This window comes from Stenotrophomonas sp. 220_Sma (genome assembly GCF_056487375.1).
The window spans coordinates 1,859,820-1,885,666 of sequence record NZ_CM151348.1; the positions used below are offsets into that span (position 1 = coordinate 1,859,820).

The window sequence follows — 25,847 nt, forward strand, 5'->3', positions numbered from 1 at the left end:
TCAGGGCCAGTGATTGGCTGGTGTCTCGCGCTCGCGCTCGCGCTCGCGCTCGCGCTCGCGCATGCGCACGATGCAGAAGCGATGGCCGGTCGGTGCTTCCATCACCCACCAGCGTTTGACGAAGCCTATCCGCCGCGCGCCGAGCTTCTCCAGGCGGTCGGCCTCGGCGTCGATGTCGTCGCTCTCGATGTCCAGGTGCACCCGTGAAGGATGATTGACGCGTTGCACCTCCACGTTCAGGCCTGCGGGCGCGCCCTGCAGGTCGGCGTACTCGGCGCCGTCTTCGGCATAGGCGGGCTGCGCCTGCAGGCCGAGCGCGGCAGACCAGAAGCGGGCGCCTTCGTCGGCGGGAATGCCCTCGCAATCGATGATGAAACCGGCCAGGCGACTCTGGTGTGCCATGCCTTTCTCCACAGTTCGGGAACGGGGGCAGGGTAGCGCGGTGTGTGCTGTGGACGTTGTCACAGTCGTGACGTTTCTGACTCTGCCGGAAGCCGTGTCCGCCGTGTAACTAGTGGGGGCAGATTCCAGGGAGTAAAGACGATGAGTGATGACAGGCGGGATACCCAGCGCATGCTGTTTGGCGACCCGGGGCCACCCGGCGCGGGCCTTTCGGTGGCGGTCGTTGTGCTGCTGGTGCTGGCGACGATGGCCGCTGCGATCGGTTTCCTGCGACTGCCTGATCCGATGCTGGGGCTGGGCCTGATCGGCGTTGCCGTGTTCCTTGCTGTCGGCGCCCGCATCTGCCAGGCGCGCAACCAGCACCTGGCGTTGTACCGGCTGTTGTCGCGGCAGCCGCCGCGGTAGCCACGGCGGCCGCGGAGATTCAGTGCTTCGGCCAGTCCAGCTCGACCACCAGCGGGAAGTGATCCGACGGCAGCACGCCGTCGATGCGGCGGTCATCGGTGAGGAAACTGCGGGCATGGAAGCCGCGCACCAGCACCCAGTCCAGCTGCACGGTGGCCTTGCCGGTGAAGTCGTGGAAGGTCAGGCGTGGTCCCTGCGGTGCATTCACCTGCGTGCGTGTGTCCTGCAGCAGGCGGGTGAATGCCTTGTAGGTGTCACCGCCGGGCTCGCTGTTGAAGTCACCGGTCAGGACCACCGGCAGGTCGGCAGGCAGGGCTTGCAGGCGCTTGCCGATCAGCTCGGCACCCTTCACCCTGCGCGGTTCGTCCTCGTCGCGGTAGGGCAGGTGGGTATTCATGAAGTAGAAACGGCGGCCATCGTCCAGGCGCCGGAACAGGGCCCAGGTGACCATGCGCGGGTACAGGTTGCCCCAGGTGATGCTGCCGGGTACTTCGGGCGTATCGGATAACCAGAAGTTGCCGGATTCCTCGATGGCCAGCACCTTGCTGTCGTAGAACACGCCCATGTGTTCATCGCCGCTGCCACCGCGGCGGCCTTCACCGAACCAGCGGTAGCCGGGCAGATGCCCGGACAGGAAGTCGGCCTGTTCCTTCACCAGCTCCTGCGTGCCGATCACGGCCGGGTGTGCATCGAGGATGACCTTGACCATGGCATCGCGACGGTCCGGCCAGCGCTTGCCCGGTTCGGTATCGGCCGGGGTACGGACATTGAACGACATCACTTTCAGTGGCGCCGGCGCAGCAGCCCAGGCGACGGCAGGCAGAGCAAGCGCCAGCAGCGCACACAGCGCAGGGCGACGGAAACGCGACAACATCGTGGAATCCCTCCATTCCATGAAAACGGTTTCATGAAGCATGCCATGGACGGTGGGGTCGGCGATATGCCGGGATGGGCGGATGGAAGATGCCGGGCGGGCGGTGAAGGTCCCGCCCGGCGGATCGCGCGGGCGCGATCAGGGGGTCATGGGTGTTTAGTCGGCGGGCAGGTACCACTGGCCATTCTGGTCAATCCAGTACACCTGGATGTAGGGAGTGCCGTCCTCGTCGAAGTACGTCACTTCGCAACGTTGATGGTAATAGGGCCCCATCTTGACCCGGACGCAGTTCGTGTTCTCCGGACCACCGCCACCACCGCCGGCGGTGGCCTGGGACGGCGTGGAGAGAGCTCCCACGGCAAACATCAGTGCGGCCATCGAGGCCAGGTGCAGTTTCATGGGCATCATCCTTGTGTCTGCAATCGCGCATCTGCGCGGTGTCGTGCAACTACCCCCGGGTAGAGCATGCGCCCGAGTGGCAGCCGCTGCATGCGCGCCGGCCCGGCGGGCGGCCCGGCGCAGTCCCCTGCCGGCTCAGTCGCGCAGGTAAGGGTTGCCGTACTCGTCGATCCAGTACTCGGCTTCGTACACGTTGCCGAATTCATCGGTGTAGGTTTCAGTGCAGTGCTGGTGGACCCGGTTGTGGTCCACTTTCACCGGCACGCACGAAACATTTTCTTTCGGTCCCCCGGCATTGGCGTCCGCTACCGGAGCCAGGGTTGCCGTTGCCATCACCAACGCGGCCATCGCGGCCAGTTGCAGTTTCATAAGCATCGTCCTTGCTTTCTGCAATCGCGCACATGCGCATGGCGTGTGTAACACGCGAACCAGAGCGCCGGAAGTGTCTTGCCCGGATCAGTCCTCGATCTCGCCGCGCCGACTGGCAGCACGCACCGCCTGCGCGGTGGTTGCCACGCCCAGGCGCTGGCGCGCGCGTCGCAGATGATTCTCCACCGTACGGGCGGAAAGCCCCAGCGTGGCCGCGATTTCCGCCTGGCGACGGCCGGCGGCGACCCAGCGCAGCACCTCGCGTTCGCGCGTGCTCAACGCACTTCCGGAAAGCTCGGTGGGCGTCTCGGAAAGCCGGCGTGCGGCACGGAATGCTGCAGCTGCAGCAGCATCCAGCAGCAGTCGCGCGCTGGCCGATGCATCGATCGCTGTCCCCGCAAAACTGATCGCGCCTTCCAGCCCTGTGGTGCCGAACACCGGCACCTGCAGACCGTGCAGGCCTTCACCACGTGGCTGCTTTACCACCTGATAGCGTTCGCCGCGAACGCCCTGGCGCTTGCTCCAGAAGAACGGCGCGTCACTGTCCAGAACGTGGCGATTGACCGGACAGGCGTGCAGGTAGCGCGCGAGGTCGGTAGTGCTGCCGTCGCCGAACCAGTCGCCCTCGATCCAGTACACGCGCTGGGTACCGCGTTCCAACCCCGTGCCGGTGGCGAACACCAGCACGCGGTCGTAGCCCAGCGGTGCAGAGATGCCGCGTAGTACCGCGCCCACCGCACTCAGTGAGCGGGCGCGTTCCAGTTCCAGCAACGCCTGCACCAGATCGCTCACGCCAGTCAGCGCCCGGCCAATGCGTCGAGCAGCGTGCGCGCGGCCAGCCTGCCCAGCGCATTGCCGGCCAGCGGGCTGTCGCCGGTCAGTAACAGGCGGTCCTGCAGCACGCTGCCATCGATGCCGTCGTTGACGATCTGCACGCCCTGCTGCGCCAGGCGCTCACCGAAGAACCACGGCAGCTGCCCGGGCATGTAGCCGATCTCCGGCGTTTGCCGGTCCATCGCATCGGGGAAGGCACAGATGCGGTAGCCGCGGAACAGCGAACCACCGTCGGACTCGTCAACGCCTGCGGCCAGCAATGCGGCCGGGCCGTGGCAGAGGGTGATGATGTGACGTTGCTCGGCCATCGCCCAGTGCAGGGCCGCCTTTACCGCGCGACTCTGCGGCAGTCCGATGAGGGCGCCGTGGCCACCGGGAATGAACACGGCTGCATAGTCCGACGCGGCATCGAGGCCTGCCACCACCTCATCCAACGGCAGTGGCTGGCGGAAGCGGGCTTCGTAGCGGTCGTACAGTCCGCCGATCTCCTTGTCCTCATGCGGGAACGCCCACCACTCGAACTTGGCGGCGTTGCCGGACAGCGTCGCCACATCGATGTCGAAGCCGGCCTTGTCCAGGTGGTACATCGGCAGCAGGGTTTCCACCGGATGGTTGCCGGTGGAGAACAGGTGGCCGTTTGCGGTGGGCAGATAGCGTTCGTCCGCAGCGATCATCAGCACCTTCCAGCGGCCATCGCGGCGAGCGTCGGGATAGTCGGCGCCGGACAGGTCGCTCTTCGCCGATGTGAACTGTGACAGCGAGTACGGCGACGGGAAGAAGGCGTCGCGCTCGGCCGGATCGGGGCTGGGGTGGCGGCTGGGCTCTTGCGTGTTCATGCGGACCTCCAGTGGGGTAGTGGAGCCAGCATAGAAGGGCGGATGCGTACAGGCGATGAGGGTTTTCCCCTCATTCGCCCCCTGCTATTTCACCACGGCGCCGTGCTGTTGCATGTCTTCATGCAGGATCCGCCGCAGTTCGACGATGGCCGGCGTGGCTTCCTGCACGCTGTGCCCGGACACGATCACCTTCTCCGAATCCGCGTGCGGAAGGTGCGAGCTCCAGTAGGGCACCAGCCCGTCGTCGGTCTTTTCCAGCGGACCATCTGCCTTGGCGCGCGCGATGATCGAGTGGTAACGCACCTTCGGTGCCATCGGCAGGTCGGCCACGGCGCGCACGAAGGGATCGTCCTTGTCCAGGTTCTGGATGCTGTTCATCTGGTAGCCGTGCTTGCCGTCGTTGCGATCGATCTTGCCGTCGTTGGCGATGGTGGCCACGTCCTCCAGGACGGTCAGTGGCAGCCGTACCAGGCGGCCGATCCAGCGGCCGAGGCGGGTGCTCGCCACATCGGTACCGCGGTGCGGCGTGGCAATGAATACCACGCGAGATACTTCCGGTTCCGGCAGGAAGGTCAGCACCGGCGCGCCCTTGGTGCGCAGCAGCTCCTGCTGCGCAGGCGTCATCTGTGCGGTCGCCAGCAGGGTCTCTACCAGGTGGTCGCCGGAAGAAGACACCATCAGCCGTGAGATCACCCCACCCATGCTGTGCCCGACCAGCACCATGTCATGCGAGGCCTGCGCCTTGCCGCTGGGGTCGAAGTGCTTGAACACCTCATCCAGCGTGTGGCGCATCGCATCGTGGCTCATCGCGATGGGCATGTTGGTCGGGTAGTAGAACTGCCAGACCTGGAAGTCCTGGCGGATCTCGTCGTCGCGCATCAGCTCGTTGGCGACGTTGACCCAGGCTTCCGGGCTGCTGGCCAGGCCATGGATCATCAGCAGCACGCGGCGGTTCGGGTCGTAGGGCTGCATCATGTACAGATGCGGCGTGTCGATGCCGCCCTTGCCACCGAACAGCGAACGCAGCGATTGGTGGCTGAAATTGGAGCGCGCCAGCCACAGTGCGTAGCCTGCGGTGAAGTTCGCGGCCAATGGCACCTGCTGCCCATGCAGGGTGACTTCCGTGACCTGGTAGGGATCGTGGATCTCCAGTTCCGGCTCGTCGTCGTGCAGTACTTCCCACAGGTTCTTTCCGGAGAAGCGCAGCAGCACCGTCATCGATGGCGACGGCATCTCGCTCCAGCTCTGCGTGATGGGCATGGTGGCCTGCGCGGCGGCTGTGGTGGCCGGCGGCGTGGTGGCCGTAGTGGCGGCGGGATCATCCATCACGGCCACCAGTTCGGCACCGAAGCCATCGCGGCGATGCACGCTGCGCAGCGTGCCGGTGAACGACAGCGAGGCTGCCGGTACCAGTTCGGTGGGCGTACGCGTATCCAGCGGTGATGCTTGGCCCGACGGCGCCAGCACGAACGTCCAGCGGCCCAGCTGGAAGTGGCTGGCTTCACCATGCACGCGCCCGGTGGCATAGGCGTTGTACAACTGTACCGAGGCTTCCTGCACGGCCAGGTTGTAGTAGTCGCGCACCTGGGTCTGGCGGTCTTCGAAACCGCGCTGGTTGGCCGTGCGCTCGGTGAAGAACAGGTAGGCGTAGGCCTGCCGCGCGACCTGCATCCACGCGTCCAGGCGCGGCTGGAAGTCCGCATCCAGTTCGGTGATCGCGCTCTTGGCGCGGCCTGACGTGGAGTACTCGCGCTTGGGCGCGGGCAAGGTCATCGCATACTGCAGCCACAGCTCGGCCAGGCTTGAGCGCTTGTCCTCCTCGCGCACCACGATGCTGCCTTCCATGGCCTCGATGCAGGGCAGGCCTGGCTTGGCGCAGACGCCTTCGTCGAGGCCGGCGACGCGCAGCGTCTCCATGGTGGCCGAACTGAGCTTGCCGGTGGTCAGGATGTCGCCGCGTTTCAGGGCGATGTACTGGCCGGGGGTGACCGAGGCCACCTGCACCGACGGCCCGAACTGGCGCAACGTCGCGCAGCCGCCCAGAGTGAGCAGCACGGTGATGATGAGGGTCGTGCGGCCGATGAAGCCCAAGCCCGTGGTTGCCATACGATCCTCCTGCGCGGTGGCGCCACTCTAGCGGTCGGCATGTCAAAGCGGAAGATACCGGGCGGTCGGTTTGGAGTGCCGAAATGCCGCCAACCGGGCGATTCAGGCATTTCCGTGTGACACTGGGGTGAACAGGATGAATGCGGGGCTGCGATGCGATGGCTTGAGACCCGTGTTCCTCCGCCTCTTGTGATGCTGTTGTGCGCCGCCATCGGCTACATGGGCAGCCGATGGCAGCCGGGCGGGGCGCTGCAGCTACCCGTGCCGGAGGTGCTTGCGGGTCTGGTGATGGCCTTCGGCGTGGTATTGAACCTGCTGCCGAAGCTGGCCTTCCGGCGCGTGGGCACCACGGTCAACCCCCTGCGGCCAGCGACGTCGAGCGTGCTGGTCACGCACGGCGTGTACCGCTACACGCGCAACCCGATGTACCTGGGCCAGGCCACTGTCCTGGCAGGTGCCATGCTGTACCTGCAGAATCTGACCGCACTGCTGGCCGTGCCGCTGTTCGTGCTGTACATCAGCCGATGGCAGATCATGCCGGAAGAGCGGGCACTGTCGGCCCGCTTTCCGGAGGCATACGCAGCCTTCCGCCAGCGCGTACGGCGCTGGCTCTAGCGCGGGTCAGGCCGTCACGGTGTGATCTGGCATTTCACGGCAGCGGAATAACCTTCGTAATCGTCACCGGCAATCACGTGCAGGGTGTGGTGCTTGTCGATGCGCTTCACGTAGGACGGTGCTTCGGTGTTGGCGTATTCGTTGACCGTGGTCACCGACCAGGTCTTGGCCAGGCGCTTGGGGTCGACACCGTTCAAGTAGACGAAGATGCTCTTCTCGCCCTCGGCGACATTCACGTCGGCATGGGTGACGGTACCGCCGAACAGGGCGACCGGCGTGGTTTCCGGCTCGAACGTGCCGCCAGGCTTTCTGGCCAGGCCGGCTGCCTGCAGGGCATCGATGGCCTCGGCTTCGCTGAAGGTCGAGCCTGCCTTGCAGGCCAGCAGGGCTTCGAGTGTTGCGGTGCCGGGCGGCGCGATGGCGGGTGCAGCCGCGTGCGCAGCCGGGGTCGCGGCACAAGCAGCCAGGAGCAGGGCAGAGGTGATGATCACGGTTCTCATCGCAGGTCCTTCTGTAGATAGTGGGCAGCAACACGGACGGAGGATGCCGCCTCATTGTGCGATGTTCCAGTCAGTGCCGCGTGCAGCAATGGATCATGACCCATTCCGGTTGCCGTCGTCCGATTCAAGCAAGACGGCGCCGTCGCCGCGTTGTGACAACTGGTCGCCAGGGTTTCGCAACGGACAGTCCTTCAGTGACAGGCAACCACAGCCGATGCAGCCGTCAAGCTGGTCGCGCAGCTGGACCAGGCTGCGGATGCGCTCGTTCAGCATGTCGCGCCAGTTGCTGGACAGCCTTGCCCAGTCCTTCGAACTGGGCGCCCGTTCGGCTGGAAGATCATCCAGCGCGATCTTGATCGTGGCCAAAGGAACGCCCGCCCGCTGTGCGACCTTGATCACGGCAATGCGCCGCAGCACGTCGCGGCGGTAGCGGCGCTGGTTGCCGTTGTTGCGCCAGCCATGGATCAGTCCCTTGGCTTCATAGAAGTGCACGGTGGCAATGCTGACCCCGCTGCGACGCGCGACTTCGCCCACGGAAAGCGGAACGCTGACATCGATCTTCATGGCCGGGGTTCCTTGACCTCATCAATACATGAGGTTTTATAAGGCAGTTCCCTCTTTCCTGCATGTGAACCCTGGGCTGCAGGTCATGAATCATAGGTTTGAACGAAAATGGAACAGCAAGGCATCGCCGTCCCCGGCACCCGCTGGGGCGATCTCCTGTCCGGCCGCAATGCAGTGCGCTCACTTGCCCTGGCGGGCGGGGTCGCACTGCATGCGGTCAACGTCTACATCGCCACCACCATGTTGCCAACCGTGGTGGAGGACATCGGTGGCCTGGATCTCTACGCATGGAACACCACGCTCTTCGTGGTCGCGTCCATACTGGGGTCGGCACTGTCGATCAAGCTGCTTGAACGTGCCGGGCCTCGTGGAAGCTATGCACTGGCGACGCTCATCTTCGCAGCCGGTGCCGTGATCTGCGCGCTCGCGACCTCGATGCCGATGATGCTGGTGGGGCGGCTGGTGCAGGGTGTCGGCGGCGGCTTCCTGTTCGCACTGGCCTACGCCATGATCCGGCTCGCGTTCGAAGAGCCGCTCTGGCCCCGCGCGATGGCCCTGGTTTCGGGGATGTGGGGCGTGGCGACGTTGATCGGACCTGCGGTGGGCGGCGTCTTCGCCGAATGGGGCGTATGGCGGGCCGCATTCTGGTCGGTCACCGCGGTTGCCGTGTTGTTCGCGCTGCTGGCGTCGAACGTCCTTCCGCAGAGGGAGGCACCGTCTTCAGCTGCGGCCAGGTCTTCGGTCCCGTGGCTGCAGATCCTGCTGCTGACCCTGGCCGTCATCAGCGTCTCCCTTGGCAGTACATCCTCGAGCGCAGTCAACAATTTCATCGGCATCGTGATGGCCGTGTTCCTCGCAGTGGTGCTGATGAGGATCGAGTCCCGAGCGAAGCAGACGCTGCTTCCTTCCGGCGCTCTCCGGCTCCGCTCGCGGCTGGCCGGGTTGTATGGGCTGATGTCGCTGCTGGTGGTGATGATCACCAGCGGCGAGGTCTTCGTGCCACTGTTCCTGCAGGTGCTGCATCAGCAATCACCGCTTGCTGCGGGCTACCTCGCGGCGCTGATGGCGGCCGGTTGGACGCTCGGGTCGTTGGTCGGCTCCGGCTTCAGCGGGCGCGGCGTTGACCGGGCGTTGATGATCGGCCCGGCGCTGGGATGGCTGGGCATGATCGGGCTGGTGCTGTGGGTGCCGGCTGCCGGCAGCGGTACGTGGTTGCAGATGATGCCGATCTGCGTGGCGCTGGCCGTCATCGGGATTGGCGTGGGCCTGGCTTGGCCCCACCTGCTGACACGCGTTCTGACCTCTGCACCGCCGGAGGAGCAGGAGCGCGCCGGTGCGTCGATCACCACCGTCCAGCTGTTCGCCACCGCGGCCGGGGCAGCGCTTGCCGGGATGGTCGCCAATGCAGCGGGACTGATCGAGCCGGGCGGGGCCGAGGGAACCGCGCGTGCGGCCCGGTGGCTGTTTGCCACCTTCGCGCTGGCGCCGATGCTGGGCATGCTGCTGGTGAAGCGATGCCGCTTTCCGGCGGACGTGAACTGAGCAACGGAGGAGGGCGCAGCGACCTTGCCGGGCCGCTGCGCCATGCCATCAGTTGCTGGCTGCCTTCACGGCTTCGGCCGCGTCAATGATGCCTGGCCCGCAGCCACCCGGGCAGTTCGCTGCGGCGATCGGGTGCGCAGTGCGACGCAGGATGTCCTTGACCTGGTCGGTGGTCTTTGGCACCGGCGCCACCGCTTGCATCAGCGCGACGATGCCAGCGACGTGAGGCGCCGCCATCGAGGTGCCGGACATGAAGTCGAAGGCGTTGTTACCCACCGTGGACAGGATGCCCTGCGCCGGATGCTGACGGGTCGGGGCGCAGTTGGCCTGGCTAGGCGGCGTGGCCAGCGGCAGGAACTCGCCGACGGACGCGCGGCAGGACCAGGTTTCACCACCGGGTGCGGTGATATGGATGCCTGCGCCATAGTTGGAGTAGAACGCGCGTCGCCCGCCCTGATCGTTGGCAGCCACGGCGATCACGCCCTTGCAGTTCGCCGGAGCAAACTCGGACACATCCAGATTGCTGTTGCCGGCGGCGACCACCACGATCGTGCCCTGCGCGGTGATGTCGTCGATTGCATCCTGCTCGGCCGGCGAGCAGGCGCGGCGGCCGCCCAGGCTGAGATTGATGACTTCGGCCGGGTTCGCATTGGCCGGGACGTTGGGCACGTTGATACCGGCACTCCAGAGCATGCCATCGATGATGTCGGCGGAACCGCCATTGCCCTGGTTGCCGAGTACGCGTACCGGCACGACCTTCGCGTTGTAGGCCACGCCGGCCACTCCGATCTGGTTGTTGGTCACCGCAGCGACCGTTCCGGCGACGTGGGTGCCGTGTGCGATGCCCGAGGCATCGAAGGCATCGGCGTCGCGTCCATCGCCATCGTCGGATCCGCCACAGCCGGGATTCATTCCGCCGATGATGCACTGCCAATCACTGAACGGACGGGTCGACGAGATCATGTCGTAGCCCGGCAGCAGGTTGGCCTGCAGGTCGTTGTTGTTGAGGTAGCCCGAATCGACCACAGCCACCACCACGCCCTGGCCAGTGGAGCGATCCCACGCGCCGGGCAGGCGCGCACCACTGGTCGGATTGCTGTAGTGCCACTGCTCGCCGTAGCGTGGGTCGTTCGGTGTGGCGAATGCGCTCATCATGTAGTTCGGCTGCACGTACTCCACATCCGGATCGTCGGCGATGCGCTGCATCAGGATCTGCGCTTCCGGGAGGTCCAGTGGCTTGTCCGTGGTGACCACGTCGGCCCCGCCGCCCATGCGGCGTTGATGGGTTACGGACGCGGCTGCTGGCGGTGCGTTGCCGATCGAACGCTTGCTGCGCTGCTGGACGCCGAGGCGCTTCTTCAGCGCATCCTGCGCGGTGGTGGCGGAGACGCGCTTGCTGCTGCCGTCCCGGTACTTGACGATGAAACTGCTGTACTGCTCGTTGCTGGCCATGCCTCGCGTCCATACCCGTTCGGTGGGTTGGGCGAAGGCGGGGGCGCTGGCCAGGACCAGGGTGATGGCGCTGGCAAGGGAAACCCGAAGCGACGTACGCATGGATACAGTTCCTTTGTGGAAGATGTGTCGAACAGGCCGTGCCCTTCGGGCTCGGCTTGGATGTGAAGGGTGCAGGTGTCCCGTGGTCTCCTTTTGATGGCGACCAAGGACGAACGGCTTCGCGGACACATCCCCCCCAAGGAGAGGGTGGGAAATTTCTGAAGTGGTTTAGTGATGTCGAAAGCGAGAGAAGATGGCGGTTGCCGACATTGCTTGACGGCATCGGACCGCGATTGCGCCGCGGCGTCGAACTTCGCAGCGGCGTAGAGCAGCCAATAAAAAAGCCCGGAAACCCACGTTGGTGGAATTTCCGGGCTTCTCCGGTCCTTGACGGACCGTTCGTTGGTGGAGGTGGGCGGAATTGAACCGCCGTCCGAAGGCACTCCATCCCCAGCACTACATGCTTAGCTCACCGTTGAATCTCATCCCCGAGCAGCACGGTGTGCAAAGCGCACCCGGGAACCAGCCTGTTGTGTTCTAGTGCCGGACTGACAGGCAGCCGCCCAGCGCGATTCCATGATAATGACTCTACGCTGCGAGCATGGACACAAGCAGTTTCGAGGCTCCGCCTAAGTCGGCAGAAGGTCACGCACCGCAGTTTTTAGGCTGCGAGAGCGACCGGAGCGTAGTTGTCGTCGTTGGCAACTAGAGTTTTGCAGCTGGATTTACGAGGAAAGCTACCCCCTCGGCATGCGCCAGGCGACTTCACAACCCCCGTCGAAACCAATGCACCCCCGGTTTCTTCAAGCATTGCAAGGCTTTGCGGCCAATGCCGTCATAAAAGCTGACACTGACCCTGCCCAACGAGACGGATCTTACGGCAATCTTCCTGAACAGTCACGCGAGTGAGCGTCCGGCCCCCAGCTGTTTGGCACGTTGCGATCCCTTGGGACGCCGTGCTCGAATTTCCGGTACCACTCCACGGGGGGGCCTCATGGCCATTTCCGTCAGCCCCGGCAACTGGGGACAGTATCGGATCGGGCAAGAGGTGCGCGGTGGCATGCTGTCGGCTGAATCGTCCTGGTGCATCCAGCCACACGCAGATCGTGCGGCGAAGGCCCTCGCGGCAGCGTTTCCGGCAACGGGTCCTGCACCAGGGCTGCAGGCCGATCCGTTGTTGAAGGCAGTGGCATCGGTCTGTGCTCAAGACGGGCCGCAATAGCGCCAAACGCTGAAGTGGGCCGGCGTAGGTGCGATCAGGCTTGATAGCATCCAGATTCCTGAAGTTGAGCCAGTGGAAGGACGCCATGACGCTGGACGTTGCAGTTACAGATGAACCCAGCGACGAAGCGCTGGAGGTGATTGGCGCTGGCTTGGATCAGTTCAATCTTGACGCTGCCGGTTACGCCGATCGGCGCACACTGGCGGTGCTGGTCACCGATCCGGCCAGTGGCGAGGTGGTGGGGGGCCTTACCGGGCGAACCTCACTGGGCCTGTGGTTCGTGGATCTGTTCCATCTGCCAGCGGCCCATCGCGGCAACGGGCTGGGGTCGCGTGTGCTGAAGGCCGCAGAGGACGAAGCGCGGCGTCGCGGTTGCCGTTCCGGCGTGCTGTACACCCTCAGCTTCCAGGCGCCCGACTTCTATGTGAAGCATGGATGGGTCGTGTTCGGCCGGGTGCCATGCGATCCGGCCGGCACATGCAGGGTGTTCCTCAGCAAGGATCTGTCGGTGGGGTGAGCGCTGCGGGCGAGCCGCGCGTCCTGTCAATCCGCAACTTGTTGTAGAGCGTCTGTCATAGCGGATTGCTAACTTCGTGGGCACGAATTTGCGACACACTGGCGATGACCATCCGAGCCAGGACAGACACGGAGACCATGGGTGACCGATGCAAGCCAACAACGCAGCCTGCGGCAGCTGATCGGGCCGGTCGGTGCCGACTACCAGCGGCGTGCGTTGCCGCCGGGCTGGGTCTGGGCGGTGCTGGCGGTGCTGCTGGCGGCCACCTGGGTGACGGAGTTGCCGGCCACGGCAGCTGCGGCACTGGTCGCCAGCGCGGTGGTGGTGCACTGGTCGCAGCGCGGCCGCATCCATTGGCTGGGGTGGCGCCTGCCGGGCCTGGCGGTGCTGGCTGCCCTGCTGTGGGGGCCGGAGGTGCTGTCGCAGTGGTTTGAGCACGGGCTGGCCGTGGTCCTGATGTCGCTGGCCAGCCTCAGCATCGGTGTGCATGTCTGGCAGTCGCGACAGATGGCGCGCCAGCTGCAGGGCGCGGCCGATGCACTGGACGACGCGCAGTTGCTGGCGTTGCTGCCGGCTGATGCCGCGAACCTGGCCCAACAGTGGCGCTTGGGCGATGACCGTTACGCACCGGAGCTGGCGGTAGTGATGCACCTGGCGGTGATGCACGCGGCGCTGTCGCCGCGGATGCGCAGGCAGGGCATGCTGGCGGGGTGACCCGCCTTTTGCAGAGTCGGGCCATGCTCGACTTCGGCGTTCCACAAATACCGTAAAGCAGTCGAGCATGGCTCGACTCTACATGGTCGTTCGCAGACGCCTTACGCGTCGCGGTTGCCGCGACGCATCACGCGCTGCTTCTCGATCGCCCAGTCGCGGTCCTTGGCGGCATCGCGCTTGTCGTGGGTCTGCTTGCCCTTGGCCAGCGCGACTTCGAGCTTGATCTTGTTCTTGCTCCAGTACATCGCGGTGGGCACGATCGTGTAGCCATCGCGCTCGACCTTGCCGACCAGCTTGTCGATCTCGCTCCGGTGCAGCAGCAGCTTGCGATCGCGCCGGTCGTTGGCCACGACATGGGTCGAGGCCTGGATCAACGGAGTGATCTGCGCGCCGATCAGGAAGATCTCACCATCCTTCACGTAGGCGTAGGCATCGACGATGTTGCCGCGGCCAGCACGGATCGATTTCACCTCCCAGCCCTGCAGGGCCAGGCCGGCTTCGAAGCGGTCTTCGATGTGGTACTCGTGGCGGGCACGCTTGTTCAACGCGATGGTTTTGTTGGCCGTCGCGCTCTTTGCTTTATCCTTGCCGCTGTTCTTGCTCATTTCCGTATTGTCTCCGATTCGGGTCCGCCCGGTCGATTGCCGAAACGTCCTGTATTCATGCCTACTATCCGCCGCAGCGCCCTGGTCGAACATTCGGCCGCGCGCATGTTCGACCTGGTCAATGATGTCCAGGCCTATCCGCGCCGTTTCCGCTGGTGTTCGGCTGCCCAGATCCTGGAGCAGGGCGAGGACCGGCTGGTAGCACGCCTGGACCTGGGCCTGGGCTCGTTCAGCACCTGGTTCCAGACTGAAAACACCCTGCAGCGCCCGCACAGCATCGATATGCAGCTGCGCGACGGCCCGTTCAAGCAGCTGCACGGCCGCTGGGAGTTCCATGCGCTGGCCGAAGATGCCTGCAAGGTCACCCTGAGCCTGGACTTCGAGCCCAGTTCACGCCTGCTCGGTCCGGCGCTGGCGTTGGGCTTCCAGAGCCTGGCCGACCGCATGGTCAACGACTTCATCCGCGTTGCCGACGAGGCCTGAGCGATGATCGAGGTCGAGGTGGTGCTGGCCTGGCCGCAGCGGGTGCTTTCGCGCCGGTTGCAGCTGGACGAGGGCGCGACGGTGGCCGAGGCCATTGCCGCTGCTGCGCTGGACGGCAGTGCCGACTGCCCGGCGGCGGCCGTGCATGGGCTGCTGGCGCGCCCGCAGCAGGTGCTGCTGGATGGCGACCGCATCGAGCTGCTACGCCCGTTGCAGGCCGACCCCAAGGACAACCGCCGGCGTCGCGCGCTCGGCGGTTGATTCCTGTCGCCCGTCCGCGAGGACGGGCAGGGGGCGTCAGCGACCCTTCTTCTTCTTGTCCTTCGGCAGATTGCGGCCGAACTGGCGCACGGTCTGCTGGGCCAGGGCCTTGTCGTTACCCGGGAAGTAATCGCCTTCCCAGCGGGTCACGTTGTCATTGTCGAAGAACACGGTGAAGTTCTTCACCTCGGTACGGCCCAGGCGGTTCACGCGCTGGCTGGAGGTGTAGTCCCAGCGCTGGGCGTGGAACGGGTCCGGAATGGACGGGGTGCCCAGCAGCGCAGTGACCTGCTGCTTGCTCTGCCCGACCTGCAGCTTGGCCACGGCATCTTCCCGGATCAGGTTGCCCTGATAGATGGGTTGCTTGTAGATGATGCCGCACCCGGTGGTGGACAGGGCGACGGCGGCGACCAACAGGAGATTGCGCATCGGGACTGGCGGTTGGGGAAATCAAACCGATGATACACTCCCGGCGTGCCACCGCGACCCAATCCGAGGCAGCTGGCGCTAAATCGCCAATGAACGGAGACCTATGGAAACCCACGACCTGCGAAAAGTCGGCCTGAAGGTGACCCATCCACGGATGCGGATCCTGGCGCTGCTTGAACAGCGCAATGCCCAGCACCACATGACCGCCGAAGACATCTACCGCCAGCTGCTCGAGCATGGCGACGAGATCGGCCTGGCGACGGTCTACCGGGTGCTGACCCAGTTCGAGGCCGCCGGCCTCGTGCTCAAGCACAATTTCGAAGGCGGCCAGGCCGTCTACGAGCTGGACCGTGGCGGCCACCACGACCACATGGTCGACGTGGACAGCGGCAAGATCATCGAGTTCGAAAGCCACGAGATCGAGGAGCTGCAGCGCAAGATCGCGGCCGACCACGGCTACGAGCTGGAAGAGCATTCGCTGGTGCTGTACGTGCGCAAGAAGCGCAAGTAAGCCGTTCCAGCCAGCTGGATGCGACGAAACCCCGGGCCTGCCCGGGGTTTTTCGTTGCTTACGGCAGATCCACGCCATGTGTGAGGGGCCCCATCAACACCTCCAGATCCACCGCCTCGGCCATGGCCCGGTTACCCGCATCGCCCGGATGCAGGTGGTCGCCGGAGTCGTAGGCGGCGGCCATCCGTGACGGATCGGCCGGGTCGCGCAGCGCCGCATCCAGGTCGATCACCGCATCGAACGGGCTGTCGCTGCGCAGCCAGGCATTGAGCTGTTGGCGCAGTGCTTCCTTCTCCGGCTGGTAGTAGTCGTCCAGCGGCGTGCCGGGCAGGGCGCCGGCGAACGGCGTCAGGGTGGCGCCGAGGATGCGTAGACCCCGCCGATGGGCCTGCTCGGCCAGGGTGCGATACCCCGCCTGCAGTTCGGCCAGCGTGGGCCGGGCCTGGTTCCGGGCGAAGGCGGTGCCGGGCCAGCTGATGTCATTGATGCCGATCAGCACGACTACGCTGATCACGCCTGGTTGATCCAGCACGTCACGCCGGAAGCGGGCCAGGGCGGATTCGCCCATGCCATCGCGCAGCAGCCGCCCCCCGGAAATACCGGCGTTGACCACGGCAACGCCCCGCGGTGCCAGACGCGCCGCCAGATGGTCGGTCCAGCGCTGGTCCTGATCGAGGCTGGCGGTGGCGCCATCGGTAATCGAGTCGCCGATCACCACCACGCTGCGTGCGCTGGCAGCGGCCTCGACCTCGATGCCGGCCAGGAACAGGCGGGCAGTGGTGCTGCTGGCCCCGCTCAGAGCCTGGGCCAGGCTCTGGTCGCCGGGCGCAATCCAACTGGTCTGCCGACCCTCCCAGTGGAACGTCTGGACTGGAGTAGGTCCCGGCACAAAGACAATGATCTGCAACGCCTGGCGGTCATCCGTGGCCACCGCTAGTGGATCGCTCAGCCGTTCCTGACCGGGCTCGATCGATACGCCGGGCTGGCCGTCGAAGCTGAGCGGCTGCGGGGTGGCACCGGCGTGTGCGGCCACGCTGGCCGCCCCGATCCGCAGTGGCTGGGTGCCGTAGGCATTGCTCAGCCGCACCCGCAGCCGGGGCCCGCCCAGGCTGATGCGAGCGGTCTGGCGGAAGGTCTGGTCCTGCAGCGTGGCCGGGACCAGGGTCGGGAACAGGAATTCGGCGCCCCAGACCGGTTGCGGGCTGGCCTGCCAGCTGGCGACCCAGTGCGGGGCCGGGGCGGCACTGGCTGCGCTGGATAGGGCGATCAAGGCGGTCGCGGTGAGCTGGCTGAGGCGGTTCATCGGGCAATCCCGGGAGGAGGGAGGGCCATGGTGATTCTCCGTCGATCTGTGAACTAGACTGCGCATGGATAATCATCTGTGAACTGGATTCATCGCCATGGCGCGACCCGACATCAACCGATCCGGCGAACTGGAAGTGTTCGTGCGGGTGATCGAGACCGGTGGCTTCTCTGCCGCCGCCCGCACCCTGGACATGACGCCGTCGGCAGTCAGCAAGCTGGTGGCCCGGCTGGAGCAACGGCTGGGTACGCGCCTGCTGCAGCGCTCCACCCGCCAGCTGCAGCTGACCCCGGAAGGCTGCGCGTTCTACGAGCGCGGCCTGCGCGTGCTGGCCGACCTGGAGGAGGCCGAGCGCTGCGCCAGCGCCCATGCCGAGCCGCGCGGACGCCTGCGGGTCAATTCCAACGTGCCGTTCGGCCAGCATTTCCTGTTGCCGCTGCTGCCGGCATTCCTGGAGCGCAATCCGCAGGTGGGGGTGGATCTGACCTTGAACGACGAGGTGATCGACCTGCTTGAGCAGCGCACCGACGTGGCGGTGCGGGCCGGCCCGCTGAAGAGTTCCAGCCTGGTGGCGCGACGGCTGGGTGCGACGCGGATGATGATCGTGGCCGCGCCAGCCTACGCGCAGCGGCATGGACTGCCGCGCAACGCTGAGGAGCTGATGTCGCACAACCGTCTGGACATCGGCCATGCGCGTGCGATGCAGGGCTGGCCGCTGCTGCAGGACGGACGCGAGCGGATGGTGCTGCCCAGTGGCAATGCCCGCGCCAGCAACGGCAACGCGCTGCGGCAGCTGGTGCTGGGCGGGTTGGGCATGGCGCGGCTGGCGACCTACCAGGTGCAGGAGGACATCGCCGCCGGACGCCTGCTGCCGGTGCTGGAAGAGGCCAATCCCGGTGACCTGGAAGAGGTGCACGCGGTGTTCCTGGGGCAGGGTGGCTACCTGCCGCTGCGGGTGCGCGCGTTCCTTGATTTTCTGGTGGAAACGGTGGATCTGGCGCGGCCACAGGGGTAGTGCCGGCCGCTGGCCGGCAACCTCATGATCTTCGTTCACCTGTGTTGGGTTGCCGGCCAGCGGCCGGCACTACCTCGCGCGTTGTAGATCCACGCCATGCGTGGATAACCGCGAACAGGCCTCAGACCTGCAGCAGCTTGCGGGCGGCGGCGCGCGCTTCCTTGCTCACTTCCACGCCGCCCAGCATGCGCGCCAGCTCTTCCTCGCGCGCCTTGCTGTCCAGCTTTTCCACCGCGCTCTGGGTCATGCCTTCCACCGGCGCCTTGCTGACCCGGTAATGCGCGTGGCCCTTGGAGGCGACCTGCGGCAGGTGGGTCACGCACAGCACCTGGCGCTTCTCGCCAAGGGCGCGCAGCTTCTGGCCGACGATGTCCGCCACCGCGCCACCGATGCCGGAGTCGACTTCGTCGAACACCATGGTCGGTACTGCATCCAGGTCCAGCGCGGCCACTTCGATGGCCAGCGAAATGCGCGACAGTTCACCGCCCGAGGCCACCTTGCGCAGGGCGCGCGGTGGCTGGCCGGCGTTGGCCGCCACCAGGAACTCCACGCGTTCGGCACCCTGCGGGTCGGGCTTGCCGGCGTCCTGCGGTTCCAGTTCGATCAGGAACTGGCCACCGCCCATGCCCAGCTCGGCGATGATGCCGGTGGTGGTGGCCGACAGTTCGGCAGCGGCGCTGCGACGGCTGGCGGTCAGCACCTCGGCCTGTATGCGCCAGGCGGCGGCGGCTTTGTCGATCTCGCCGGACAGGCGCTGCAGGCGTTCGTCGGCGCCGCGCAGCTGTTCCACTTCGGCATGCATGCGCTCGCGCTGCGCGCCCAGCTCGTCCATCGGCACGCGGTGCTTGCGGGCCAGGTCGTGCAGGCGGCCGAGGCGACGCTCGTTCTCCTCGAACTGCTCCGGGTCGGCATCAAGGTCGTCGTGCACGCGGTCCAGCAGCGACAGGGCTTCGTGCAGCTGGATCGAGGCGTTCTCGATCAGACCGTCCACCTCGCCCAGGCGCGGGTCGTGTTCGATCAGGCGCGACAGCTCGTGGCGCACCTGCTGCAGCAGGTCCAGCGCGGAACTGCCGTCGTCGCCATTGAGCTGGTTGCTGGCCGCCTGGCAGGCGCTCAGCAGGGCGCTGGCATGGGCCTGGCGGCGGTGGCTGGCACCGAGTGCGACGATCGACTCCGGTTCCAGATCTTCGCGGTCCAGTTCGCGCAGCTGGTGCTCCAGGAAGCCGATCCGGTCACTGACGTCGCCCTGTTGCGACAGCGCCAGCGATTCATCGACCAGAGCCTGCCAGGCCGCGGCGGCGCGGCGCACCTGGCGGCGCTCGTTCTCGTTGCTGGCATAGGCATCCAGCAGGGCCAGCTGCGACGGGCGCGTCAGCAGGGCCTGCTGTTCGTGCTGGCCGTGGATCTCCACCAGCAACGAGGCCAGGTCGCCCAGCTGGGCCAGGGTCACCGGACGGCCATTGATCCACGCCCGCGAACCGCCGTCGGCACGGATCACGCGGCGCAGCTGGCATTGTTCCTCGTCGTCCAGCTCGTTGTCGGCCAGCCATTGGCGCGCGGCCTGCAGCTGGTCCAGCGCGAATTCGGCCGAAAGCTCGGCGCGGGCGGCGCCGTGGCGGACCACGCCACTGTCGGCGCGCAGGCCGGACAGGAAGCCCAGCGCGTCGACCATCAGCGACTTGCCGGCGCCGGTCTCGCCTGAAACCACGGTCATGCCTGGCCCGAACTCCAGTTCGGTGGCGCGGACGACGGCAAAATCCTTGATCGAAAGATGTCTGAGCATGGGTAAGGGGGTATCAGCAGCCGCGCAACGCTAGCACGCGGGCGAGGGAGGTCCAATGACTTGCCAAGGTGATGCGCCGCCATTATCTAGTGTCCGTGTCTCACAGGTTGATTCCATGCACGGTTCTCCCGACCAGCTTGCCCCGCGTGCGCGCCATCTGCTGCGCACGCTGATTGCGCGTTACATCCAGGACGGTGAGCCGGTCGGCTCGCAGACGCTGGCGCGCGTGGCCGGCCTGGAGGTCAGCCCGGCCACCATCCGCAACATCCTCGGCGACCTGGAAGACCTGGGGCTGCTGGCCTCGCCGCACACCTCGGCCGGGCGCATCCCGACCGCGCATGGCTATCGGGTGTTCGTCGACAGCCTGCTGCAGATGCAGCCGCCGGGCGAGGGCGAGCTGGCCCGGTTGCGCCAGGAGCTGGCCAGCGGCGGCAGCACCCAGGCCCTGCTCGGCAGCGCCTCGGAGCTGCTGTCGGCGATGAGTCACTTCGTCGGCGTGGTCAGCGCGCCACGGCGCGAGCAGTTCGCCTTCCGACAGATCGATTTCGTGGCGCTGGACGGGCGCCGGGTGCTGGCGATCCTGGTGTTCGCCGACAACGAGGTGCAGAACCGCGTCATCGAGACCCGGCAGGAGTTCGCGCCGGGCCAGCTGGAGCAGGTGGCCAACTACCTCAATGCGCATTTCGCCGGCCTGCCGATGGCCGAGATCCGCACCCGCCTGCTGCTGGAGCTGCGCGATGCCCGTTCCGAGCTGGAGCAGCTGCTGGCGCACAGCATCGAACTGGCCGAGCAGGCCCTGCAGCCGGCCGCCGACGACATGCTGGTGGCCGGCCAGACCCGCCTGATGGGGGTGCAGGACCTGTCCGACCTGGAGCGCCTGCGCGAACTGTTCGAGCTGTTCTCCAGCAAGCGCGAGATCCTGCAGCTGCTGGAGCGGACCATCCAGGCCCCAGGCGTGCGCATCTTCATCGGCGAAGAGACCGGGATGATGCCGCTGCAGGGGGTCTCGCTGGTCACCGCCCCGTACACCGCCAATGGCCAGGTACTGGGCGTGCTGGGCGTGATCGGCCCCAAGCGGATGGCCTACGACCGCATGATTCCGCTGGTCCAGGCCACTGCCGATGTGCTCGGCGCGGCCTTTTCACCGGCCGGGCGCACTCCCGGAACATCCGACGCTTGAAACGCAGCATCCCGCCCACACTAGGGTGGGTGGAGGCGGAGATTGACCGCCAGGGACCCAGACATGAACCACGAACATCCAGATATCGAATCCCAGCAGACTGCCGCCGATGCGGCCGCCGCCGCCGGCGTCAACGACGAAGTGGAGCGCCTGCGCGCCGAAGTCGAGCAGATCAAGGCCGATGCGCTGCGTGAGCGCGCCGACCTCGAGAACCAGCGCAAGCGTGTTGCCCGTGACATCGAGCAGGCCCGCAAGTTCGCCAACGAGAAGCTGCTTGGCGAGCTGCTGCCGGTATTCGACAGCCTGGATGCCGGCCTGAAGGCCGCCGGCGACGACCCGCATCCGCTGCGCGAAGGCCTGGAGCTGACCTACAAGCAGCTGCTGAAGGTCGCTGCCGACAACGGCCTGGTCCTGCTGGACCCGATCGGCCAGCCGTTCAACCCGGAACACCACCAGGCGATCAGCCAGGTGCCGACCCCGGGCGCCGCCCCGGGCAGCGTGGTGACCGTGTTCCAGAAGGGCTACCTGCTCAACGAGCGCCTGCTGCGGCCGGCGCTGGTGGTGGTGGCCGCCGATTGATCGGCCGGGCCGGGCCATGCCCGGTCGCGGTCGTGCCAGGCCATGCCTGGCAAGGTTTTCCAGGCGCTGAACACAGCGTTCGGGAGGTGGCTTGAATGTTCCACGAGCCTCCCCCACATCGTATTCATCCACCGGCCGAGCGGCCGGACTGACCCCAACAAGCATCCTCAGGAGTCTCCCCCATGGGCAAGATCATTGGTATCGACCTCGGCACCACCAACTCGTGCGTGGCGATCATGGACGGCGGCAAGGCCCGCGTCATCGAGAATTCGGAAGGCGATCGCACCACCCCGTCGATCGTCGCCTACACCAAGGACGGCGAAGTCCTGGTCGGCGCCTCGGCCAAGCGCCAGGCCGTGACCAATCCGAAGAACACCTTCTATGCGGTGAAGCGCCTGATCGGCCGCAAGTTCACCGACGCCGAAGTGCAGAAGGACATCGCCCACGTCCCGTACGGCATCCTGGCCCATGACAATGGCGACGCCTGGGTGTCGACCAGCGACGGCAAGAAGATGGCCCCGCAGGAAATCTCGGCCAAGGTGCTGGAAAAGATGAAGAAGACCGCCGAGGACTTCCTCGGTGAGAAGGTCACCGAAGCGGTCATCACCGTGCCGGCCTACTTCAACGACAGCCAGCGCCAGGCGACCAAGGACGCCGGCCGCATTGCGGGCCTGGACGTCAAGCGCATCATCAACGAGCCGACTGCGGCTGCGCTGGCCTATGGCCTGGACAAGGGTGACAACAAGGATCGCAAGATCGTGGTGTACGACCTGGGCGGCGGCACCTTCGACGTCTCGGTGATCGAGATCGCCAACGTCGACGGCGAGAAGCAGTTCGAAGTGCTGGCCACCAACGGCGACACCTTCCTGGGCGGCGAAGACTTCGACAACCGCGTCATCGAGTACCTGGTTGAAGAGTTCAACAAGGACCAGGGCATCGACCTGCGCAAGGATCCGCTGGCCCTGCAGCGCCTGAAGGACGCCGCCGAGCGCGCCAAGATCGAGCTGTCCAGCGCCCAGCAGACCGAAGTGAACCTGCCGTACGTCACCGCTGACGCCTCGGGTCCGAAGCACCTGAACATCAAGCTGACCCGCGCCAAGCTGGAAGCGCTGGTGGAAGACCTGATCAAGAAGTCGATCGAGCCGTGCCGCGTCGCCCTGAACGATGCCGGCCTGCGTTCGAGCGACATCAGCGAAGTGATCCTGGTCGGTGGCCAGACCCGCATGCCGAAGGTGCAGCAGGCGGTGACCGAGTTCTTCGGCAAGGAACCGCGCAAGGACGTCAACCCGGACGAGGCCGTGGCACTGGGTGCTGCGATCCAGGGCGGCGTGCTGGGCGGCGACGTCAAGGACGTGCTGCTGCTGGACGTGACCCCGCTGTCGCTGGGCATCGAGACCATGGGCGGCGTGTTCACCAAGATCATCGAGAAGAACACCACCATCCCGACCAAGGCCTCGCAGGTGTTCTCCACCGCCGAGGACAACCAGTCGGCCGTGACCGTGCACGTGCTGCAGGGTGAGCGCGAACAGGCCCGCTTCAACAAGTCGCTGGCCAAGTTCGACCTGTCCGGCATCGAGCCGGCCCCGCGCGGCCTGCCGCAGGTGGAAGTGTCCTTCGACATCGACGCCAACGGCATCCTGCACGTGTCGGCCAAGGACAAGAAGACCAACAAGGAACAGAAGGTCGAGATCAAGGCCGGTTCGGGCCTGTCCGAGGAGGAGATCGCACGCATGGTCGCCGACGCGGAAGCCAACCGCGAAGAAGACAAGAAGTTCCAGGAGCTGGTGCAGGCCCGCAACCAGGCCGACGCCCTGATCCACGGCACCCGCAGCGCCATCACCGAGCACGGCAGCAAGGTCGGCGGCGATGTCATCGGCAAGGTCGAGGCGGCGCTGGCCGACCTGGAAACCGCGATGAAGGGTGACGACAAGGCACAGATCGAAGCCAAGTCGAAGGCACTGGAAGAAGCCGGCCAGTCGCTGTTCGCCGCCGCTTCGGCCGACCAGGGCGGTGCCGCCCCGGGTGCCGACGCTGGCAATGCGGGCAAGCCGCAGGATGACGTGGTGGACGCCGAGTTCACCGAAGTCAAGGACGACAAGAAGTCCTGATCCGGACCGACACGGGACGCTGGCCATCAGCGTCCCGTTGTCGCATCAGGGTCCTGACCGCCCACCGGCGTGTCGGGGCGCCCGACGCAAGAGCGGACCTGGTTCCGCTCTTCCGCTTTGACGAATCCCGACTTTCCGGAACCCGATTCACGATATGAGCAAGCGCGATTACTACGAAGTGCTGGGCGTTGCCCGCACCGCCAACGACGAAGAGCTGAAGAAGGCCTACCGTCGCTGCGCGATGAAGTTCCACCCGGACCGCAACCCGGGTGATGCGGCGGCCGAAGCCTCCTTCAAGGAGTGCAAGGAAGCCTACGAAGTGCTGTCCGACGGCAACAAGCGCCGCATGTACGACAGCCATGGCCACGCCGCGTTCGAGCACGGCATGGGCGGAGGCGGTCCGGGCGGCCCGGACATGAACGATATCTTCGGCGATATCTTCGGCAACATCTTTGGCGGTGGCGGCGGTGGTCCGCGCCAGGCCCGTCGTGGCGCCGACATCGGCTACGTGATGGAACTGGACCTGGAAGAGGCCGTGCGCGGCGTCGAGCGCCGCATCGAGATCCCGACCCTGGCCGAGTGCGGCGACTGCGATGGCAGTGGCTCCGAAGACGGCAAGGTCGAGACCTGCAATGTGTGTCATGGCCGCGGCCAGGTGCGCATCCAACGCGGCATCTTCGCCATGCAGCAGGCCTGCCACAACTGCGGCGGCCGCGGCCAGATCATTGCCAAGCCCTGCAAGACCTGCCACGGCAATGGCCGTGTCGAGGAAGACAAGGTGCTGTCGGTGAAGGTGCCGGCGGGCGTCGATACCGGCGACCGCATCCGCCTGCAGGGCGAAGGCGAGGCCGGCCCGGCCGGTACGCCGCCGGGCGACCTGTACGTGGAAGTGCGCGTGCGCGAGCATGCGATCTTCCAGCGCGATGGCGACGACCTGCACTGCGAAGTGCCGATCCGCATCTCGCAGGCGGCACTGGGTGACACCGTGCGCGTGGCCACCCTGGGCGGCGAAGCGGAGATCCGCATTCCGGCCGAGACCCAGACCGGCAAGCTGTTCCGCCTGCGTGGCAAGGGCGTGCGTTCGGTGCGCAGCCGCAGCGAAGGCGACCTGTACTGCCGTGTGGTGGTGGAGACCCCGGTCAACCTCACCAACGAACAGCGCAAGCTGCTGGAGCAGTTCGAAGCCACCTTCGTCGGTGAGGAAGCGCGCAAGCATTCGCCGAAGTCGGCCACCTTCATGGATGGCGTGAAGGGTTTCTGGGACCGGATGACGTCCTGAGTTTTTCGACGGAAGCGATGAACGATAGCGCCGGGCCATGCCCGGCGTTGTCGTATGCGGTCAACGGAAAAACGCCGCCGGCGTCTGCCCCAGCTGCCGCTTGAACATGCTGGTGAACGCGCTGGGGCTGTCGTAGCCCATCGCCAGCGCGACATCGATGACCTTGTCGCCGACCGCCAGTCGCTCCAGGGCGGCCAGCAGCCGTGCTTGCTGCCGCCACTGCCCGAAGGTCATGCCCAGTTCGCTGGCGAAATGGCGCTGGATGGTTTTCACGTCCACCTGCAGCGCCTGCGCCCAGTCCTGCAGGGTGGCGTCGTCGCCGGGATGTTTCTGGATGTGCTGGCAGATCCGCTGCAGGCGCGGGTCGGAGGGCGAGGGCAGGTGTAGCGGCAGCACGTCCATGCGGTGCAGCTCGTCCAGCAGCAGGCGCACCACGCGGCCGTCGCGGCTGTCATCCACATGCGCGGTCTCGATCAGGCTGGCGGCGAGCAGCAGCTCGCGCAGCAACGGCGCTACCTGTACCGCGAACGCCTCGTCCGGCAGCTGCGGCGCGAAGTCCGGTTCGACATACAGGCTGCGCATATGCACCTCAGCGATGCAGTCCACCGCATGGGCCATGCCGGCCGGCACCCAGATCGCGCGGGTCGAGGGCACCACCCAGCGGCCGCCGTCCGCACGCACCACCATCAGTCCGGACATGGCGAACACCAGCTGGTGACGGCGATGCCGGTGGGGCGCGATGTGGGTGCCGGGTTTGTAGTGGCGGGCGCGGCAGGTCACCGGGCGGTGCACCGGAACCTCGTTCCACGGCGCAGTCTCGCGGACCGGGCAGGGAGTGTCCTTTTTGCGATATGCCATGACCCGAACGCGGCAGAAGGGAGGGGGAGGCCACCGTAGCATGCGTGGCTCGCCCCCAAC

28 protein-coding genes and 1 other RNA gene are annotated in these 25,847 nt (G+C 66.2%); 13 read left to right on the forward strand and 16 right to left on the reverse strand.

All coding sequences use genetic code 11. From position 1 onward, the window contains the following. The gene (locus ACZLIB_RS08850) at positions 1–402 is read right to left on the reverse strand and encodes a VOC family protein (protein ID WP_478469615.1); all 402 of its coding nucleotides are present in this window, start codon (positions 400–402) and stop codon (positions 1–3) included. A gap of 141 nt (positions 403–543) precedes the next feature. Here ACZLIB_RS08850 and ACZLIB_RS08855 point away from each other — a divergent pair, with 141 nt between their 5' ends. Beyond that, on the forward strand, positions 544–807 hold the full coding sequence (locus ACZLIB_RS08855; RefSeq protein WP_049423576.1) for a hypothetical protein: 264 nt from the start codon (positions 544–546) through the stop codon (positions 805–807). A gap of 19 nt (positions 808–826) precedes the next feature. Here the strand turns inward: ACZLIB_RS08855 and ACZLIB_RS08860 are convergent, their stop codons facing one another. From ACZLIB_RS08860 to ACZLIB_RS08885, 6 genes are all read right to left on the reverse strand, one after another. Further along, a complete protein-coding gene (locus ACZLIB_RS08860) occupies positions 827–1,681 on the reverse strand; it encodes an endonuclease/exonuclease/phosphatase family protein (RefSeq protein WP_478469617.1) in 855 nt (284 codons plus the stop codon). A 156-nt stretch (positions 1,682–1,837) separates the two neighbouring features. After that, a complete protein-coding gene (locus ACZLIB_RS08865; protein ID WP_049462602.1) occupies positions 1,838–2,080 on the reverse strand; it encodes a hypothetical protein in 243 nt (80 codons plus the stop codon). A gap of 135 nt (positions 2,081–2,215) precedes the next feature. Continuing rightward, positions 2,216–2,449 (reverse strand): hypothetical protein, encoded by a 234-nt coding sequence (locus tag ACZLIB_RS08870; RefSeq protein WP_032128272.1) that lies wholly within the window; start codon positions 2,447–2,449, stop codon positions 2,216–2,218. A gap of 87 nt (positions 2,450–2,536) precedes the next feature. Next, positions 2,537–3,241, reverse strand: coding sequence for a PA1136 family autoinducer-binding transcriptional regulator (locus ACZLIB_RS08875; protein ID WP_049423583.1), 705 nt, complete (start codon positions 3,239–3,241; stop codon positions 2,537–2,539). A gap of 5 nt (positions 3,242–3,246) precedes the next feature. Continuing rightward, entirely contained in the window at positions 3,247–4,119 is an 873-nt protein-coding gene (hchA, locus tag ACZLIB_RS08880; RefSeq protein ID WP_277778605.1) for a glyoxalase III HchA, read from the reverse strand. An 84-nt stretch (positions 4,120–4,203) separates the two neighbouring features. After that, positions 4,204–6,225, reverse strand: a complete 2,022-nt coding sequence (locus ACZLIB_RS08885) for an esterase/lipase family protein (RefSeq protein WP_478469619.1) — start codon at positions 6,223–6,225, stop codon at positions 4,204–4,206. Between the two features lie 153 nt (positions 6,226–6,378). Between ACZLIB_RS08885 and ACZLIB_RS08890 the strand changes: the two genes are divergently transcribed. After that, a complete protein-coding gene (locus tag ACZLIB_RS08890; RefSeq protein ID WP_149909409.1) occupies positions 6,379–6,840 on the forward strand; it encodes a methyltransferase family protein in 462 nt (153 codons plus the stop codon). Positions 6,841–6,854: 14 nt separating this feature from the next. On the opposite strand, the gene ACZLIB_RS08895 is transcribed toward ACZLIB_RS08890, so the two are convergent. Then, positions 6,855–7,340, reverse strand: a complete 486-nt coding sequence (locus ACZLIB_RS08895; RefSeq protein ID WP_071229467.1) for a hypothetical protein — start codon at positions 7,338–7,340, stop codon at positions 6,855–6,857. 93 nt (positions 7,341–7,433) lie between these two features. Further along, complete coding sequence (gene soxR / locus ACZLIB_RS08900) at positions 7,434–7,904, reverse strand: redox-sensitive transcriptional activator SoxR (RefSeq protein WP_071229468.1); 471 nt, start codon at positions 7,902–7,904, stop codon at positions 7,434–7,436. Between the two features lie 108 nt (positions 7,905–8,012). Here soxR and ACZLIB_RS08905 point away from each other — a divergent pair, with 108 nt between their 5' ends. After that, positions 8,013–9,446 (forward strand): MFS transporter, encoded by a 1,434-nt coding sequence (locus tag ACZLIB_RS08905; protein WP_478469621.1) that lies wholly within the window; start codon positions 8,013–8,015, stop codon positions 9,444–9,446. A 48-nt stretch (positions 9,447–9,494) separates the two neighbouring features. Here the strand turns inward: ACZLIB_RS08905 and ACZLIB_RS08910 are convergent, their stop codons facing one another. Together ACZLIB_RS08910 and ssrA are read right to left on the reverse strand one after the other, a co-directional pair. Next, a complete protein-coding gene (locus tag ACZLIB_RS08910; protein WP_223224726.1) occupies positions 9,495–11,000 on the reverse strand; it encodes a S8 family serine peptidase in 1,506 nt (501 codons plus the stop codon). 343 nt (positions 11,001–11,343) lie between these two features. Continuing rightward, positions 11,344–11,736: a transfer-messenger RNA gene (gene ssrA, locus ACZLIB_RS08915) on the reverse strand. Between the two features lie 511 nt (positions 11,737–12,247). Between ssrA and ACZLIB_RS08920 the strand changes: the two genes are divergently transcribed. Both ACZLIB_RS08920 and ACZLIB_RS08925 read left to right on the forward strand, forming a co-directional pair. Next, complete coding sequence (locus tag ACZLIB_RS08920) at positions 12,248–12,679, forward strand: GNAT family N-acetyltransferase (protein WP_478469622.1); 432 nt, start codon at positions 12,248–12,250, stop codon at positions 12,677–12,679. A gap of 141 nt (positions 12,680–12,820) precedes the next feature. Next, on the forward strand, positions 12,821–13,393 hold the full coding sequence (locus tag ACZLIB_RS08925) for a hypothetical protein (protein ID WP_032128284.1): 573 nt from the start codon (positions 12,821–12,823) through the stop codon (positions 13,391–13,393). Positions 13,394–13,494: 101 nt separating this feature from the next. Here ACZLIB_RS08925 and smpB read toward each other — a convergent pair whose 3' ends face one another. Further along, on the reverse strand, positions 13,495–13,998 hold the full coding sequence (smpB, locus tag ACZLIB_RS08930) for an SsrA-binding protein SmpB (protein ID WP_010484447.1): 504 nt from the start codon (positions 13,996–13,998) through the stop codon (positions 13,495–13,497). A gap of 57 nt (positions 13,999–14,055) precedes the next feature. On the opposite strand from smpB, the gene ACZLIB_RS08935 reads away from it, so the two are divergent. Then, positions 14,056–14,481 carry a type II toxin-antitoxin system RatA family toxin gene (locus ACZLIB_RS08935; protein WP_478469624.1) on the forward strand — a complete coding sequence of 142 codons (426 nt, stop codon included), beginning with the start codon at positions 14,056–14,058 and terminating at the stop codon, positions 14,479–14,481. A 3-nt stretch (positions 14,482–14,484) separates the two neighbouring features. Next, positions 14,485–14,742: an RnfH family protein gene (locus ACZLIB_RS08940; protein ID WP_478469626.1), complete on the forward strand. Its 258-nt coding sequence runs from the start codon at positions 14,485–14,487 to the stop codon at positions 14,740–14,742. 36 nt (positions 14,743–14,778) lie between these two features. Here the strand turns inward: ACZLIB_RS08940 and ACZLIB_RS08945 are convergent, their stop codons facing one another. Beyond that, positions 14,779–15,171: an outer membrane protein assembly factor BamE gene (locus tag ACZLIB_RS08945; RefSeq protein WP_010484453.1), complete on the reverse strand. Its 393-nt coding sequence runs from the start codon at positions 15,169–15,171 to the stop codon at positions 14,779–14,781. A gap of 103 nt (positions 15,172–15,274) precedes the next feature. On the opposite strand from ACZLIB_RS08945, the gene fur reads away from it, so the two are divergent. Next, positions 15,275–15,682 (forward strand): ferric iron uptake transcriptional regulator, encoded by a 408-nt coding sequence (gene fur / locus ACZLIB_RS08950; protein WP_005409235.1) that lies wholly within the window; start codon positions 15,275–15,277, stop codon positions 15,680–15,682. Between the two features lie 58 nt (positions 15,683–15,740). On the opposite strand, the gene ACZLIB_RS08955 is transcribed toward fur, so the two are convergent. Further along, positions 15,741–16,985, reverse strand: a complete 1,245-nt coding sequence (locus ACZLIB_RS08955) for an SGNH/GDSL hydrolase family protein (RefSeq protein ID WP_478469627.1) — start codon at positions 16,983–16,985, stop codon at positions 15,741–15,743. A gap of 97 nt (positions 16,986–17,082) precedes the next feature. Between ACZLIB_RS08955 and ACZLIB_RS08960 the strand changes: the two genes are divergently transcribed. Then, positions 17,083–18,000: a LysR family transcriptional regulator gene (locus tag ACZLIB_RS08960; RefSeq protein WP_032128287.1), complete on the forward strand. Its 918-nt coding sequence runs from the start codon at positions 17,083–17,085 to the stop codon at positions 17,998–18,000. 121 nt (positions 18,001–18,121) lie between these two features. Here the strand turns inward: ACZLIB_RS08960 and recN are convergent, their stop codons facing one another. Continuing rightward, positions 18,122–19,783 (reverse strand): DNA repair protein RecN, encoded by a 1,662-nt coding sequence (gene recN, locus ACZLIB_RS08965; RefSeq protein ID WP_478469628.1) that lies wholly within the window; start codon positions 19,781–19,783, stop codon positions 18,122–18,124. A gap of 115 nt (positions 19,784–19,898) precedes the next feature. On the opposite strand from recN, the gene hrcA reads away from it, so the two are divergent. The 4 genes from hrcA to dnaJ all read left to right on the forward strand — a co-directional run bounded on the left by hrcA (position 19,899) and on the right by dnaJ (position 24,929). After that, a complete protein-coding gene (hrcA, locus tag ACZLIB_RS08970) occupies positions 19,899–20,963 on the forward strand; it encodes a heat-inducible transcriptional repressor HrcA (protein ID WP_107432375.1) in 1,065 nt (354 codons plus the stop codon). Between the two features lie 63 nt (positions 20,964–21,026). After that, the gene (grpE, locus tag ACZLIB_RS08975; RefSeq protein WP_032128290.1) at positions 21,027–21,542 is read left to right on the forward strand and encodes a nucleotide exchange factor GrpE; all 516 of its coding nucleotides are present in this window, start codon (positions 21,027–21,029) and stop codon (positions 21,540–21,542) included. Positions 21,543–21,724: 182 nt separating this feature from the next. After that, entirely contained in the window at positions 21,725–23,650 is a 1,926-nt protein-coding gene (dnaK, locus tag ACZLIB_RS08980; protein WP_032128291.1) for a molecular chaperone DnaK, read from the forward strand. Between the two features lie 154 nt (positions 23,651–23,804). Next, on the forward strand, positions 23,805–24,929 hold the full coding sequence (gene dnaJ / locus ACZLIB_RS08985) for a molecular chaperone DnaJ (RefSeq protein WP_032128292.1): 1,125 nt from the start codon (positions 23,805–23,807) through the stop codon (positions 24,927–24,929). Between the two features lie 60 nt (positions 24,930–24,989). Here dnaJ and ACZLIB_RS08990 read toward each other — a convergent pair whose 3' ends face one another. Further along, entirely contained in the window at positions 24,990–25,787 is a 798-nt protein-coding gene (locus tag ACZLIB_RS08990; RefSeq protein WP_049463047.1) for an AraC family transcriptional regulator, read from the reverse strand. Positions 25,788–25,847: the final 60 nt, after the last annotated feature.

Coding starts and splice junctions, on each gene's coding strand:
- ACZLIB_RS08850 (WP_478469615.1), bottom strand. CDS start 402: ATGGCACACCAGAGTCGCCTGGCCGGTTTCATCATCGATTGCGAGGGC.
- ACZLIB_RS08855 (WP_049423576.1), top strand. CDS start 544: ATGAGTGATGACAGGCGGGATACCCAGCGCATGCTGTTTGGCGACCCG.
- ACZLIB_RS08860 (WP_478469617.1), bottom strand. CDS start 1,681: ATGTTGTCGCGTTTCCGTCGCCCTGCGCTGTGTGCGCTGCTGGCGCTT.
- ACZLIB_RS08865 (WP_049462602.1), bottom strand. CDS start 2,080: ATGAAACTGCACCTGGCCTCGATGGCCGCACTGATGTTTGCCGTGGGA.
- ACZLIB_RS08870 (WP_032128272.1), bottom strand. CDS start 2,449: ATGAAACTGCAACTGGCCGCGATGGCCGCGTTGGTGATGGCAACGGCA.
- hchA (WP_277778605.1), bottom strand. CDS start 4,119: ATGAACACGCAAGAGCCCAGCCGCCACCCCAGCCCCGATCCGGCCGAG.
- ACZLIB_RS08885 (WP_478469619.1), bottom strand. CDS start 6,225: ATGGCAACCACGGGCTTGGGCTTCATCGGCCGCACGACCCTCATCATC.
- ACZLIB_RS08890 (WP_149909409.1), top strand. CDS start 6,379: ATGCGATGGCTTGAGACCCGTGTTCCTCCGCCTCTTGTGATGCTGTTG.
- ACZLIB_RS08895 (WP_071229467.1), bottom strand. CDS start 7,340: ATGAGAACCGTGATCATCACCTCTGCCCTGCTCCTGGCTGCTTGTGCC.
- soxR (WP_071229468.1), bottom strand. CDS start 7,904: ATGAAGATCGATGTCAGCGTTCCGCTTTCCGTGGGCGAAGTCGCGCGT.
- ACZLIB_RS08905 (WP_478469621.1), top strand. CDS start 8,013: ATGGAACAGCAAGGCATCGCCGTCCCCGGCACCCGCTGGGGCGATCTC.
- ACZLIB_RS08910 (WP_223224726.1), bottom strand. CDS start 11,000: ATGCGTACGTCGCTTCGGGTTTCCCTTGCCAGCGCCATCACCCTGGTC.
- ACZLIB_RS08920 (WP_478469622.1), top strand. CDS start 12,248: ATGACGCTGGACGTTGCAGTTACAGATGAACCCAGCGACGAAGCGCTG.
- smpB (WP_010484447.1), bottom strand. CDS start 13,998: ATGAGCAAGAACAGCGGCAAGGATAAAGCAAAGAGCGCGACGGCCAAC.
- ACZLIB_RS08935 (WP_478469624.1), top strand. CDS start 14,056: ATGCCTACTATCCGCCGCAGCGCCCTGGTCGAACATTCGGCCGCGCGC.
- ACZLIB_RS08940 (WP_478469626.1), top strand. CDS start 14,485: ATGATCGAGGTCGAGGTGGTGCTGGCCTGGCCGCAGCGGGTGCTTTCG.
- ACZLIB_RS08945 (WP_010484453.1), bottom strand. CDS start 15,171: ATGCGCAATCTCCTGTTGGTCGCCGCCGTCGCCCTGTCCACCACCGGG.
- fur (WP_005409235.1), top strand. CDS start 15,275: ATGGAAACCCACGACCTGCGAAAAGTCGGCCTGAAGGTGACCCATCCA.
- ACZLIB_RS08955 (WP_478469627.1), bottom strand. CDS start 16,985: ATGAACCGCCTCAGCCAGCTCACCGCGACCGCCTTGATCGCCCTATCC.
- ACZLIB_RS08960 (WP_032128287.1), top strand. CDS start 17,083: ATGGCGCGACCCGACATCAACCGATCCGGCGAACTGGAAGTGTTCGTG.
- recN (WP_478469628.1), bottom strand. CDS start 19,783: ATGCTCAGACATCTTTCGATCAAGGATTTTGCCGTCGTCCGCGCCACC.
- hrcA (WP_107432375.1), top strand. CDS start 19,899: ATGCACGGTTCTCCCGACCAGCTTGCCCCGCGTGCGCGCCATCTGCTG.
- grpE (WP_032128290.1), top strand. CDS start 21,027: ATGAACCACGAACATCCAGATATCGAATCCCAGCAGACTGCCGCCGAT.
- dnaK (WP_032128291.1), top strand. CDS start 21,725: ATGGGCAAGATCATTGGTATCGACCTCGGCACCACCAACTCGTGCGTG.
- dnaJ (WP_032128292.1), top strand. CDS start 23,805: ATGAGCAAGCGCGATTACTACGAAGTGCTGGGCGTTGCCCGCACCGCC.
- ACZLIB_RS08990 (WP_049463047.1), bottom strand. CDS start 25,787: ATGGCATATCGCAAAAAGGACACTCCCTGCCCGGTCCGCGAGACTGCG.